General features: G+C 72.5%; 11 protein-coding genes. 3 read left to right on the top strand and 8 right to left on the bottom strand.

Annotation, left to right across the window (positions count from 1 at the left end; all coding sequences use genetic code 11):
- Positions 1–603: 603 nt before the first annotated feature.
- Positions 604–1632, bottom strand: coding sequence for an SGNH/GDSL hydrolase family protein (locus tag ACSYGO_RS20845; protein WP_426677787.1), 1029 nt, complete (start codon positions 1630–1632; stop codon positions 604–606).
- A 143-nt stretch (positions 1633–1775) separates the two neighbouring features.
- Between ACSYGO_RS20845 and ACSYGO_RS20840 the strand changes: the two genes are divergently transcribed.
- Complete coding sequence (locus ACSYGO_RS20840) at positions 1776–3170, top strand: cystathionine beta-synthase (protein WP_028803882.1); 1395 nt, start codon at positions 1776–1778, stop codon at positions 3168–3170.
- Between the two features lie 446 nt (positions 3171–3616).
- Here the strand turns inward: ACSYGO_RS20840 and ACSYGO_RS20835 are convergent, their stop codons facing one another.
- The 7 genes from ACSYGO_RS20835 to ACSYGO_RS20805 form a co-directional block, all read right to left on the bottom strand.
- Complete coding sequence (locus ACSYGO_RS20835; protein ID WP_460387224.1) at positions 3617–4051, bottom strand: hypothetical protein; 435 nt, start codon at positions 4049–4051, stop codon at positions 3617–3619.
- A 173-nt stretch (positions 4052–4224) separates the two neighbouring features.
- On the bottom strand, positions 4225–4890 hold the full coding sequence (locus tag ACSYGO_RS20830; RefSeq protein WP_432174248.1) for a carbonic anhydrase: 666 nt from the start codon (positions 4888–4890) through the stop codon (positions 4225–4227).
- 99 nt (positions 4891–4989) lie between these two features.
- On the bottom strand, positions 4990–6411 hold the full coding sequence (locus ACSYGO_RS20825) for a purine-cytosine permease family protein (protein ID WP_460387223.1): 1422 nt from the start codon (positions 6409–6411) through the stop codon (positions 4990–4992).
- On the bottom strand, positions 6411–7349 hold the full coding sequence (locus ACSYGO_RS20820) for an ABC transporter substrate-binding protein (protein WP_432174250.1): 939 nt from the start codon (positions 7347–7349) through the stop codon (positions 6411–6413). Before ACSYGO_RS20820 ends, ACSYGO_RS20825 begins: the two co-directional genes overlap by 1 nt.
- A 13-nt stretch (positions 7350–7362) precedes the next feature.
- Entirely contained in the window at positions 7363–8025 is a 663-nt protein-coding gene (locus ACSYGO_RS20815; protein WP_095934813.1) for an ABC transporter permease, read from the bottom strand.
- Positions 8025–8666: an ABC transporter permease gene (locus ACSYGO_RS20810; protein WP_426677792.1), complete on the bottom strand. Its 642-nt coding sequence runs from the start codon at positions 8664–8666 to the stop codon at positions 8025–8027. The genes ACSYGO_RS20815 and ACSYGO_RS20810 overlap by 1 nt, the downstream gene beginning before the upstream one ends.
- Positions 8663–9721 (bottom strand): ABC transporter ATP-binding protein, encoded by a 1059-nt coding sequence (locus ACSYGO_RS20805; RefSeq protein WP_432174281.1) that lies wholly within the window; start codon positions 9719–9721, stop codon positions 8663–8665. The genes ACSYGO_RS20810 and ACSYGO_RS20805 overlap by 4 nt, the downstream gene beginning before the upstream one ends.
- A gap of 142 nt (positions 9722–9863) precedes the next feature.
- Between ACSYGO_RS20805 and ACSYGO_RS20800 the strand changes: the two genes are divergently transcribed.
- Together ACSYGO_RS20800 and ACSYGO_RS20795 are read left to right on the top strand one after the other, a co-directional pair.
- Positions 9864–11384 (top strand): aromatic amino acid ammonia-lyase, encoded by a 1521-nt coding sequence (locus ACSYGO_RS20800; protein WP_432174251.1) that lies wholly within the window; start codon positions 9864–9866, stop codon positions 11382–11384.
- Positions 11381–12364 carry a MurR/RpiR family transcriptional regulator gene (locus ACSYGO_RS20795; protein ID WP_432174252.1) on the top strand — a complete coding sequence of 328 codons (984 nt, stop codon included), beginning with the start codon at positions 11381–11383 and terminating at the stop codon, positions 12362–12364. The genes ACSYGO_RS20800 and ACSYGO_RS20795 overlap by 4 nt, the downstream gene beginning before the upstream one ends.
- Positions 12365–12404: the final 40 nt, after the last annotated feature.

Raw genomic sequence — 12404 nt, 5'->3', positions numbered from 1 at the left:
CTCCTTCTCGGCGGGCTTCTTCTTGGCGGGGCGGGGGTTTTCGGCGGGCTTCTTCTTGGCGGGGCGGGGGGCTTTCCGGCGGGGCTTCTTCTCCAGCCTGGACCCTGGACCTGTCTCTCGCCCCCTCCGCCCCTACCCGTCCCACACCTGGGGCTCCGCCCCAGACCCCGCTCCTCAAACGCCGGAGGGGCTGAAACTTGCGCTCCGCCCCCCGGTGCGCCAAGTGTTTCCGGGGGCGGGGGACCTGCCGATACGGGGTGGGCTGGGGAGTTCCGGCCGAGGGCAGAGAACGTCAGCCCGTCCGGCGCTTGAGGACGAGGCCGTTCAGGCCGATTCGACGTGGGCTGGGAAGCTCCGGCCGAGGGCAGAGAACGTCAGCCCGTCCGGCGCTTGAGGACGAGGCCGTTCAGGCCGATTCGACGTGGTCCGGGGAGTTCGGGTCGAGGGCAGGGAACCCCAGCCCGTCCGGCGTTTGAGGACGAGGCCGTCCAGGCCGATGCCTGGGCGCGCCGAGCCCACCGCCAGGGCTGAGGCACAGGAGCCTGCACCCAGGCTGAGGCACAGGAGCCTGCCCCCGGGCTGCGGCACCGCAGGGGCGGGGGGCTACGGGGACGGCGCCGGTGCCGGGTCCGTGGCGGGGAGCCTCCGGCGGCGACGGCGCTTGAGGAGCGCCCACGGCCCCCGCGGCCCCGTGGGCATGGCGGCAGTGACCTCCGTGCCGGGCTCGGACACGGCCTCCGCCGCGGCCCGGGCCACCGGCAGGAACCCCTCGTGCCGCGAGGCGTCCGGCCGTTCCTCGTCGGCCGGCCACAGGCCGAGCGTGGCGCACACCGTGGGCAGCACCGCCATCGCGGCCGTCGCGTACCCCTCCGCGGACGGGTGGTAGTTGTCGGGCCCGAACAGCTCCCGCGGGTTCGCCTCGAACTCGGGGCCCAGCAGGTCGCCCAGCGACACCGTCCGGCCGCCCTGCTCGACCGTGCCGATGGTCTGCGCGGCGGCGAGCTGGCGCGACGCCCGCCGGGCCAGCCACCGCAGCGGCTGCTGGACCTGCTCGACGGTGCCCAGGTCGGGGCAGGTGCCGACGACGACCTCCGCGCCCGCGGTGCGCAGCCGCCGCACCGCCGAGGACAGGTGGCGCACCGACCGGGTCGGCGGCATCCGGTGCGTCACGTCGTTCGCACCGATCATGATCACGCAGACATCGGGCACCCGGGCGGGATCGGCGAGGGCGAGCACCACCTGGCGGTCCAGGTCGTCGGACTGGGCACCGGGCAGCGCCACGTTGCAGAGTTCCACCGGCCGCTCGGCCACCGCGGCGAGCCCGGAGGCCAGCAGCGCGCCCGGTGTCTGCCGGACGCGGTGCACGCCCTGGCCCGCGGCCGTGGAGTCGCCGAGCATGGTCAGGCGGAGCGGGGCCTCGCCGGGGGCGGCGCCGGCGTAGTCGTATCCGTACAGGCCGTCGGCGCGCGGGGCGTACGGCGCGTTGCCGTTGCCCACCTGGCGCTTCGCCAGCTGAACCTCGGCCAGCACCAGGCCGACGGCGGCCGCGCCCACCAGGCCGATCCCACCACCGCCGTACGCCGCGCCCGCCGCGATGCGCCGCGCCACCCTCGCCCTCGACAAGCTCGACATCCTTGGCCGCCACCTCCTCGTAGCCGTACAAACACTGCTTGCCCCGTGCACAGGGTCAGCCAATCTCAACGGCGCGTGAACGGTCCCCCAGGGCCTTAGGCTGACGGGACCATCCCTTTTAGAACGCAGCTCCGGAGACAACGGTGCAATTCCACGACTCGATGATCAGCCTCGTCGGCAACACCCCGCTGGTGAGGCTCAACAGCGTGACCGCGGGCATCCAGGCGACCGTCCTCGCGAAGGTCGAGTACTTCAACCCCGGCGGGTCCGTGAAGGACCGCATCGCCCTGCGGATGATCGAGGCCGCGGAGGAGAGCGGCGCGCTCAAGCCGGGCGGCACCATCGTCGAGCCGACCAGCGGCAACACCGGCGTCGGTCTGGCGATCGTCGCTCAGCAGAAGGGGTACAAGTGCATCTTCGTGTGCCCCGACAAGGTGAGCACCGACAAGATCAACGTGCTGCGCGCCTACGGGGCCGAGGTGGTCGTCTGCCCGACCGCCGTGGACCCGGAGCACCCCGACTCGTACTACAACGTCTCCGACCGGCTCGTGCGCGAGACGCCCGGCGCCTGGAAGCCGGACCAGTACTCCAACCCGAACAACCCGCTCTCGCACTATCACTCCACCGGCCCCGAGCTGTGGGAGCAGACGGAGGGCAGGATCACCCACTTCGTGGCGGGCGTCGGCACCGGAGGCACCATCTCCGGCACCGGCCGCTACCTGAAGGACGCCAGTGACGGCAAGGTCCAGGTCATCGGCGCCGACCCGGAGGGTTCCGTGTACTCCGGCGGCTCCGGGCGCCCGTACCTCGTCGAGGGCGTCGGCGAGGACTTCTGGCCGACGGCGTACGACCGGACCGTCGCCGACGAGATCGTCGCCGTGTCCGACAAGGACTCCTTCCAGATGACGCGCCGGCTCGCCAAGGAGGAGGGCCTGCTGGTCGGCGGCTCCTGCGGGATGGCCGTGGTCGCCGCGCTGCGGGTCGCCGAACGCCTCGGGCCCGACGACGTCGTCGTCGTGCTGCTGCCCGACAGCGGCCGCGGCTACCTCAGCAAGATCTTCAACGACGAGTGGATGGCCGACTACGGCTTCCTCGACGACTCCGGTCCGAGCGCGCGCGTCGGTGACGTGCTGAACGACAAGGCCGGCGGCTCCATCCCCTCCCTCGTCCACATGCACCCGGACGAGACCGTCGGCGAGGCCATCGAGGTGCTGCGCGAGTACGGCGTCTCGCAGATGCCGATCGTCAAGCCGGGCGCCGGCCACCCGGACGTGATGGCCGCCGAGGTCGTCGGTTCGGTCGTCGAGCGGGAGCTGCTCGACGCGCTCTTCACCCAGCGTGCCTCCCTCCAGGACCCGCTGGAGAAGCACATGTCGGCGCCGCTGCCGCAGGTCGGCTCCGGTGAGCCGGTCGGCGACCTGATGTCGGTGCTCGGCTCCGCCGACGCGGCCATCGTGCTCGTCGAGGGCAAGCCGACCGGCGTGGTCAGCCGCCAGGACCTGCTGTCCTTCCTCGCCAAGGGCGGCGCCAAGCAGTGACGCGCCGGGTGCCGACCGTCCGGTGAGGGCGGGCGGCACCCGACGGGCGGACGAGGTGTCCGTCGGTGACGGGTCCACCGGCGGCGCCGGCCGGGACTTCGCGGAAGTGGTACGAGCGTGTCACGTCCGCGCAGCACCCGCTTAACACGCGTCCGGCACATTGGTGGATGTCGGCAGGGCGGGAGCGGCTCCCCGCCCGGGCCGGCACCGAAACGGCGCCAAGGACCTCCGGAGCGGCTCCCGGACCTCCATGGACGCCACGGACGCGCAAGCCCGGCCCTGACCCGGCCCGCGTCCCTCGCGGGGACCGCCGTCGTCCCGCCCCCCGGTTACGGGGGTGCGGCGGTCCCCGCGCAACACGTCACGAGGGCCCGGCACCTGTCACAGGTGCCGGGCCCTCGCGCGTCGTGCGCGACGCCGGCCGGCGGGCCCTCGCGCCGGTGCGCTCACTCCTCCCAGTCGGAGTCCGGCCGGTCCTTGCGGCGGCCGAAGAGATGGGGGGACAGACGCGCGGCCTGGACCACGTTGACCCCGACGATGCCGCCCCAGGCGACGAGCAGGCCGGGCAGGTGCGCGACACTGCCGCCGATCGCGGACAGCGGGATCGCGAGGACGAGCGAGACGATCCCGAACCCGAAGCGCTCGCCCCAGGAGTCGGTCGACTGCGGTGAGCGCGAGCCGCGGGCCACCACCATCTGCTGTTCGGCGAGCTGGCGCCGCACCCGGCGGTCGACCGCGCCGTCGAGGCGCTGCTCGACCTTCTCCAGGAACGAGTCGACCAGCGCGGACTCGTACTCGTCACCTAGTTCCCTGCGCGCGTGCAGGGTGGCGTCGAGTTCCTTCTTCAATTCGGCGTCGCCGCGGGCTTCCCTACCGGTCATACCGCTCACGGTAGGGAGCCGGGGCCGCCGTGGCACTGGGGTTAGCCCCCCTGTTCGGGCTGTGCCGCACCCCCGTACGCGCGACCCCACCCCGTACGAGCGACCCCACCCCGTACGCGCGGCCGCGGGCCCGGGCACCAGGGCCTCGGCGCGGCAGCCGCCGTGTGTTCCGGTCAGGGCAGCAGGTGCACCCGTCCGCTGTCGAGGTCGAAGCGGGCGGCGGTGACCTCGGCCGCATCGAAGGCCGGGTCGGCCCTGATCGCGTCCCGGACCCACGAGGTGTGCGCCCGCACGGTGTGGTCGGCCCAGTCCCCGGGGACCGGCCGGGTCCGCCGTGCCGCGGGCAGGATCTCGTCCACGAGCACCCGCAGGTGTCCCGGCACGGGCGTCCCGTCGCGCAGGTGCGCGAGGGCCGCCGCGATCGCCCCGCACCGCTCGTGCCCGAGGACCAGCACCAGCGGGATGCCGAGTTCGGCCACGCCGTACTGGACGGACGCGAGCCCCGCCTCGTCCAGCACCTGTGCCGCCGTGCGTATGCAGAGCAGGTCCCCGAGCCCCTGGTCGAAGACGAGTTCGGGCGGGACGCGCGAGTCGATGCAGCCGACGACCACCGCGAAGGGCTGCTGCCCCGCGGCCAGCAGCCGCCGCCGGTCGCGGCCCTGGTGCGGATGGCGGGGCGTGCCGGCGGCGTACCGCCGGTTGCCCGCGAGGAGTTCGGCGAGGGCCGCGCGGGCGGACGCCGGGTGCGGATGCGGTGCGGCGGCGGCCGGTGCCGCCGCCGGTGCCGCGGTGAGCGCGGCGCCGGCCGCCGCGAGAAAGACCCTGCGGTTCGAGGGCATGACGCTCCCTCAGGAGGAGTGCTGACGCTCACTCACCGTAGGCACACATCCGCCTCCTCGGCTGCCCGTTTCACCGCATCCGGTGATGCGGAGGCGGACTCATCGCTCCTGGTGCGCCGGCCGGGGACCGGGGGCCGGTTCGTGCGCCGTCCGCTCCGGGAGGTGCGCCGTGTTGCGCCGCGCGACCAGCCAGTACAGGAGCGCCGGTACCGCGAGCCCCACGATCCAGGAGATGTCCGCACCGCCCAGCGGCGCCACGAACGGGCCCGTGAAGAAGCTCGTCGCGAGGAACGGCAGCTGGGCGAGCAGCCCCGCCGCGTACACCCCCAGCGCGTCCCAGCGCCACGTTCCGTAGCGGCCGTTCGGGTCCGACAGGGCGGGGATGTCGTACCGCTCCTTGGAGATCAGGTAGTAGTCGACCAGGTTGATCGCCGACCACGGGGTGAAGAAGGTCAGCAGGAACAGCAGGAAGTCCTTGAAGGAGGACAGGAAGCTGTCCTTGCCGAGCAGCGCGACCGCCGTGCCGGCCACCATGATCAGGCCGATGTACGCCGCCCGGCCGCCCCGCGACAGCACCCGCTGGCCGCGGAAGCCGCTGACGCTCGTCACCATCGACATGAAGCCGCCGTAGGTGTTGAGCACGTTGATGGTCAGCTTGCCGAGCGCGATCACGAAGTAGAAGAAGGACGCGACGAGTCCGGTGCCGCCGAGCGCGACGACGTAACCGACCTGGCTCGCCAGGAACTTCTCGCCCGCCGTGGCCGCGACCAGGACTCCGAAGGTCATGGACCACTGGGATCCGAGGGCCGAGCCGGCGAGGGTCCACCAGAAGGTGGCGCGCGCCGACGTCGTACGGGGCAGATAGCGCGAGTAGTCGGCGACGTAGGGGCCGAAGGCCAGCTGCCAGGACGCCGACAGGGACATCGCCAGCAGGAACATCGGGAGGTCGAAGCGGGCGTCCCCGAACAGGGCCCCGACGTCCACCCGGTCCAGCAGCCTGATCCCGAGGTACACGAACGCGAGGGCGCAGATCACGCTCGCGACCCGGCCGAGCGCGTGGATGACCTTGTAGCCGACCGCCGCCGTCACGGCCGTGACCACGGCGAAGACGACGATGCCGGTGGTGTCGTCGGTGTGCGTGAGTTCGCCGACGGCCTGTCCGGCCAGCACGCTGCCGCTGGCGAAGAAGCCGACGTACATCAGGACGACGAGGAGGAGCGGGATCACCGCCCCGCGCACCCCGAACTGCGCCCGGGACTGGATCATCTGCGGCAGGCCCAGCTTCGGGCCCTGCGCCGAGTGCAGCGCCATCACCGCGCCGCCCAGCAGATTGCCGAGCAGCAGGCCGACGATCGACCAGACCACGTCGCCGCCGAAGACGACGGCGAGTGCGCCGGTGACGACGGCGGTGATCTGGAGGTTGGCGCCGAGCCAGAGGGTGAACTGGGAGAACGCCGTGCCGTGGCGTTCCTCGTCGGGGACCACGTCGATGGAGCGCAGCTCCACGATGCCGCCCGCCATCACTTGGCCAGTCCGTGCTGCCGGGCGTACGTGTTCGCCACGTCCTCGGGGTCCTTCTTGTCCTTGTCCACTTGGCGGTTGAGCTCGGTGAGCTGGGCGGTGGTGAGCACGTTGCCGAGTTCGGCGAGCGCCTTGCGGACCGTGGAGTCGGCCTTGCGGTCGGCGACGAGCGGCACGATGTGCTGGCCGGGGACGAGGTTCTTGGGGTCGGACAGCACCACCCAGTCGTTGGCCTGGATGTCGGTGTCGGTGGTGAAGAGGTTCGCCACGTCGACGTCGCCCTTCTTCAGGGCGCCCTTGACCAGCGGGCCGGAGGAGTCGAGGGACTTGAACTCCTTGAACTCCACCCCGTACACGTCCTTCAGGCCGACCACGCCGACCTCGCGCTTCTTGACCTCGGGGGCGGCGCCGACGACGAGCCTGCCGTTCTGCTTCGCGAGATCGGCGAGCGTGGACAGGCCGTACTTCCGTGCGGTCTCCCGGGTGACCACGAAGGCGTCCGAGTCCTCCGCCATGCCGTACGGGAGGACCTGGAGACCGGCCGGGAGCGCCATCGCGAGGGCGTTCTGCATCTCGCCCTCCTCGGTGGCCCTGGACTTCGGGGCCAGGTAGTGGAGCAGGGCACCCTGGTACTCGGGGAGCAGATCGATGTCCCCGCCCTTGAGGGCGGGGATGAGGATCTCGCGGGTGCCGAGGTTGGGGCGGACGGTCGTCTTCACGCCCGCGGCCTCCAGGACGGCGGCGTACAGATATCCGAGAACCTGGTTCTCGGTGAAGTTGGCGGTGCCGATGGTGACGCCGCCCTTGCTGGAGCCGCTGCCGCCGCTGCCGGCGGAACCCCCGCCGTCGAGCGAGGTGATGCCGCTGCCGCAGGCGGTCAGGACGGGGACGGAGACGGCCGCGCCGGTGAGCGCGCCGAGGAGGGTGCGACGATTCATGACTGGGGTGCTCCTAGGCGGGACGGTGGCGGAACAGGACGCGCTGGAGCGCGGAGAGGGCGAGGTCGAGGACGACGGCGACCACGGCGACGAGGACCGCCCCGCCGAGGACCTGCACCAGATCGCGCTGGGCGAGGCCGTCGAAGACGTAGCGGCCGAGACCGCCGAAGGAGACGTACGCGGCGATGGTGGCCGTCGCCACGACCTGGATCAGCGCGAGCCGCAGGCCCGTCATGATCAGGGGGAGCGCGAGGGGCAGCTCGACCTGGAGGAGCACCTGGTGGCCGCGCATGCCCTGGCCGCGTGCCGCGTCCTTCACGTCCGCGTCGACGGCGTTCATGCCGGCGTAGGTGTTCGTCACGATCGACGGGACGGCGAGCGCGACGAGCGCGATGTACACCGGCCACATCGACAGGCCGCTCGCGAGGAAGACGAGGACGACCAGGCCGACCGTCGGCAGCGCGCGGCCGAAGGAGGCGAGGTTGATCGCGAGGAAGGCGCCGCGGCCGGTGTGCCCGATCAGCAGGCCGACGGGGAGCGCGATGGCGGCGGCGACGAGCGTGGCGAGCAGGGAGTACTGGAGGTGTTCGGCCAGGCGGTGGGCGATCCCGTCCGTGCCGGACCACTGGTCGCCGCTGACCAGCCAGCTGCCGAGGTTCTCGAAGAGTTCGTACATCAGGCGCGCCGCCTCGTCCAAGGGGTGAGTGCGTACTGGACCGCGACCAGCAGCGCGTCCGCGACCAGGGCCAGCAGCAGGGTCAGGACGACGCCGACGATCACCGGCGTCGGGAAGTTGCGCTGGAAGCCGTCGGTGAACAGCTGGCCGAGCCCGCCGTCGCCGATGTACGTCGCGACGGAGACCAGTGAGATCGACATGACCGTGGCGATCCGCACGCCGGCCATGATCACCGGCAGGGCCAGCGGGAGCTCGACGGTGAGCAGGGTGCGCAGCGGGCGGGTGCCCATGGCCTTCGCGGCCTCCTTCGTCCTCGCCGGGACCGAGTCGAGGCCCTCGACGGTGTTCCGCAGGAGGACGACCAGGGTGTAGATCGTCAGGCCGATGACGGTGGTGGTGCGGGTGAGCCCGCTGACCGGCAGCAGCAGGACGAAGACCGCGATCGACGGGATCGTGAAGAGCACGTTCGAGAGCCCGAGGAGGAGACCGCGCAGCGGGCGCACGCGGTGGGCGAGCACGGCCAGCGGCAGGGAGACCAGCAGTCCGAGGAGCACGGCGGTCAGCGCGGCTTCGAGGTGGGAGACGGTGAGCGAGGTCAGGTCGTCGGTGTGGTCGCCTATCCACGACCAGTCGACGGTCATGCGGCCACGTCCGCGCCGGTCGTGGCACCGGCCGCGCTGTGCGCCCGGCCCGCGTGCTCGTGGATGTCCTCGCGGGAGGTCACGCCGGTGAGCCGGCCGTCACCGTCGACGCGGGCCACCAGGCCGGCCGGGGAGGCGACCGACTCGTTGAGCGCGGACAGCAGGGAGTCGCCGTCCCTCAGCGGCCGCAGGGGCACCTCGGCGTCCTTGGACCGGGAGCGCCAGGCCAGCGGCTTGCGCGCCGCGTCGAGCACGAGGGTCCAGGGGCCGTCCTGCGGGGCCGCGGCCTGCGGGACGTCGGCGAGGGTCGTCAGGGAGAGGAGCTTCAGACCGCGCTCCGCGCCGAGGAAGTCCGCGACGAAGTCGTCCGCGGGGCGGGCGAGCAGCTCCGCGGGGGCCGCGCACTGCACCAGGTGGCCGCCGGTGCGGAAGACCGCGATCTGGTCGCCGAGCCGTACCGCCTCGTCGATGTCGTGGGTGACGAAGACGATGGTCTTGCTCAGTTCCTTCTGGAGGCGCAGCAGTTCGTCCTGGAGCTGGGTGCGCACGACCGGGTCGACGGCGCCGAAGGGCTCGTCCATGAGGAGGACCGGCGGGTCGGCGGCGAGGGCGCGGGCGACGCCGACGCGCTGCTGCTGGCCGCCGGAGAGCTGATGCGGGTACCGCTTGCCGGCGTCGGCGTTCAGGCCGACGGTCTCCAGCAGTTCGGCCGCCCTGGAGCGGGCCTTCCTGCGGCCCCAGCCCAGCAGGAGCGGCACGGTGGCGATGTTGTCGAGCACTGTGCGGTGCGGGAAGAGCCCGGACTGCTGGATGACGTAGCCGATGGAGCGGCGCAGTTCCGCGGCGTCCTGCTCCAGGACGTCCTTGCCGCCGACGCGGATGGTCCCGGAGGTCGGCTCGACCATCCGGTTGATCATCCGGAGGGTGGTCGTCTTGCCGCAACCGGAAGACCCGACGAGTACGGTCACGCCGCCTTCCGGCATCTCCAGGGAGAGGTCGTGGACTGCTGTCGTGCCATTGGGGAAGCGCTTGTGGACCGTGTCGAACTGGATCATGAGGTGTCCCTTGCCCGGTCTGTATATCGTCATGCAGAGTTCTCTGTATCTGAATAGGTTGTCAACGGTCCGGCGTTAATCGCTGGTCACCGATGACCGCCAGGCAAGATTGAATGTCCGGGTTGAGGGGAGTACGGGCGTAATGGCGTCTCGGATTGTGGACACGTCGAGTACGGCGACACCCCTGTCGGTGACCGATCTCGTGGTCCTGGACGGGCGCGGCACCGGTGTCGAGGACGTCGTGCGCCTCGCCGACGGGACCGCGCGGCCGGTGCCGGCCACCGATGCGATGAAGCGGGTCGAGGAGTCCTGGGACGCCGCCCGGCAGATCGCCGCGACCGGGCGGGTGTACGGCCGCTCCACCGGCGTCGGCGCGAACCGGAACGAGGACGTGCCCACCGAGGCGGCCGCCGACCACGGACTGCGGCTGCTGCGCAGCCACGCCGGAGCCATCGGCGAGGAGCTTCCCGCCCGCCAGGTCCGCGCCATGCTCGCCGTCCGCGCCAACCAGCTCCTCGCGGGCGGCGCCGGCCTGCGGCCCACCGTCGTCACGGCCCTGTGCGAGGCGCTGGAGAGCGGCGCGTACCCCGTGGTCAACGAATTCGGCTCGGTGGGCACGGGCGACATCGCGGCACTCGCCCAGGTCGGCCTGGCGCTGGCGGGGGAGCACCCCTGGCGCGGGCCGGGCGCCCCCGAGGCGCAGCCCCTGGACAACAACGACGCCCTCGCGCTCATCAGCAGCAACGCGCTCACCCTCGGCCAGTCCGCCCTCGCGCTGCACGAACTGCGGGCCCTGATCGAGGCCACCCAGGTGGTGGCCGCGCTGTCGCTGCTGGCCGTCGACGGGTCCCACGAGGCGTACGCGGAGCCCGTGCACGCCGCCCGCCCGCACCGGGGATCGGCCGAAGTGGCCCGGCGGATGCGGACGTTGATCGGCGCGGCGGACCGGCCCACCCCACCGCTCGGCCGCATCCAGGACCCCTACGGCTTCCGGTGCGTGCCGCAGATCCACGGCCCCGCGCACGACGCGGCGGACGCACTGGACGGCGTCCTCACGGTGGAGATCAACGCCGCCGCCGAGAACCCGCTGATCTCGCCCGAGGACATGGCCGCCTACCACCACGGCGGCTTCTACCAGGCTCAACTCGCGCTCGCCCTGGACCACTTCAGGCTGGCCGTCACCCAGGTGGCGCGGCTGTCCACCTCCCGGCTCTCCACCCTCAACGAACCGGCCTACACCCGTCTGCGTCCCTTCCTCGCCGACCCGGAGCCCGCGTCCTCCGGGGTGATGATCCTGGAGTACGCCGCCGGCGCCGCGCTCGGTGACCTGCGGGCCTTCTCCGCGCCCGCCTCGCTCGGACACGCTGTACTCTCCCGGGGCGTCGAGGAGCAGGCGAGCTTCGCCTCGCTCGCCGCCCGGCAGACACTGCGGGCGTGCGGCGCGTACCGTCTCGTCGTCGGCTGTGAACTGGTCGCCGCCGTACGGGCGCTGCGCCAGCGCGACCTGCGGCCCGAGCCGGACCTTCCGGTGGGCCGGGCGCTGGAGCTGGCCGAGTCGGTGCTCGACCCGGAGCAGGCCGACCGGCCGCTCACGGACGACGTGACGGCGGCGGCCGCGCTGCTGGACCGGTTCACGGACATCTGGAGGGGGAGCACGTCATGAGCGCGGGCAAGAGCGCGGGCAAGAGCGTGGACAGGAACACGGGCGGGAACGCGGGCATGGGCACCGGCACGGCCGCGGACGGGGACGGCGTGGGCAGGAACGCCGGAACCGTCCCGGACGCGGGGGACGACACGGACGCCGTCGTGTCCGACAGCCCCGCCGCACGGCTGCAGGCACTCTTCGAGGGGCACCGCCTCACACCGACCCAGCGGCGCATCGCGCACAGCATGGTGCGGCGCGCCGCCGACGTGCCGTTCCTGTCCAGCGTCGAGCTCGCCGAGCTCGCAGGGGTCAGCCAGCCCTCCGTGACCCGCTTCGCGGTCGCCCTCGGCTTCGATGGCTATCCGGCGCTGCGCAGGCATCTGCGCGAGGTCGCGCCCGCGGAACCGGCCGCGGACACCGCCTCGTACAACGAGTACCAGCAGGCCGTCGAGGCCGAGATCGAGAACCTGAGACACCTCGCGGAGGCGCTCGCCGACCCCCGTCCGGTGGCCAGGGCGGGCCGGCTCCTCGCGGCCTCCCGCCCGCTGCCCGTCCTCGGACTGCGGGCCGCCGCCTCCCAGGCGTACGGCTTCGCGTACTTCGCCGCCAAGGTCCACCCGGACGTACGGCTGCTGCACGAGGGCGGCACCATGCTCCACGACCGCATCGACGCCGCCGTGCGGGCCGGCGCCACGGCCCTGCTGTGCTTCGCGCTGCCCCGCCACCCGCGCGAGGTCGTCGACTCGCTGGCCTACGCGAAGCAGGCCGGGCTGACCGTCGTCACCGTCGCCGACTCCGCCTTCGCGCCGGTGGCGAAGGTGTCGGACCTCCTGCTGCCCGCCGCCGTCGGCACCGGCCTCGCCTTCGACACGGCGTGCTCCCCGATGCTGCTGGGGCGCGTCCTGCTGGAGGCCATGTGCGACGACCTGCCCGACGCGCAGGCGCGGTTGGAGGAGTTCGACGCGCGGGCCGCCGCCCGGGGCCTGTTCACCGAGTAGCCGTCGCGGCACGCCGCCCCGCTTCTCAGACTCGTCTCAC

This window comes from Streptomyces krungchingensis, assembly GCF_054729265.1.
This window is presented reverse-complemented; position numbering and strand designations above follow the sequence as displayed.

Coding starts and splice junctions, on each gene's coding strand:
- ACSYGO_RS20825 (WP_460387223.1), bottom strand. CDS start 6,411: ATGGCGGGCGGCATCGTGGAGCTGCGCTCCATCGACGTGGTCCCCGAC.
- ACSYGO_RS20805 (WP_432174281.1), bottom strand. CDS start 9,721: ATGATCCAGTTCGACACGGTCCACAAGCGCTTCCCCAATGGCACGACA.
- ACSYGO_RS20815 (WP_095934813.1), bottom strand. CDS start 8,025: ATGTACGAACTCTTCGAGAACCTCGGCAGCTGGCTGGTCAGCGGCGAC.
- ACSYGO_RS20800 (WP_432174251.1), top strand. CDS start 9,864: ATGGCGTCTCGGATTGTGGACACGTCGAGTACGGCGACACCCCTGTCG.
- ACSYGO_RS20810 (WP_426677792.1), bottom strand. CDS start 8,666: ATGACCGTCGACTGGTCGTGGATAGGCGACCACACCGACGACCTGACC.
- ACSYGO_RS20835 (WP_460387224.1), bottom strand. CDS start 4,051: ATGACCGGTAGGGAAGCCCGCGGCGACGCCGAATTGAAGAAGGAACTC.
- ACSYGO_RS20820 (WP_432174250.1), bottom strand. CDS start 7,349: ATGAATCGTCGCACCCTCCTCGGCGCGCTCACCGGCGCGGCCGTCTCC.
- ACSYGO_RS20830 (WP_432174248.1), bottom strand. CDS start 4,890: ATGCCCTCGAACCGCAGGGTCTTTCTCGCGGCGGCCGGCGCCGCGCTC.
- ACSYGO_RS20795 (WP_432174252.1), top strand. CDS start 11,381: ATGAGCGCGGGCAAGAGCGCGGGCAAGAGCGTGGACAGGAACACGGGC.
- ACSYGO_RS20845 (WP_426677787.1), bottom strand. CDS start 1,632: ATGTCGAGCTTGTCGAGGGCGAGGGTGGCGCGGCGCATCGCGGCGGGC.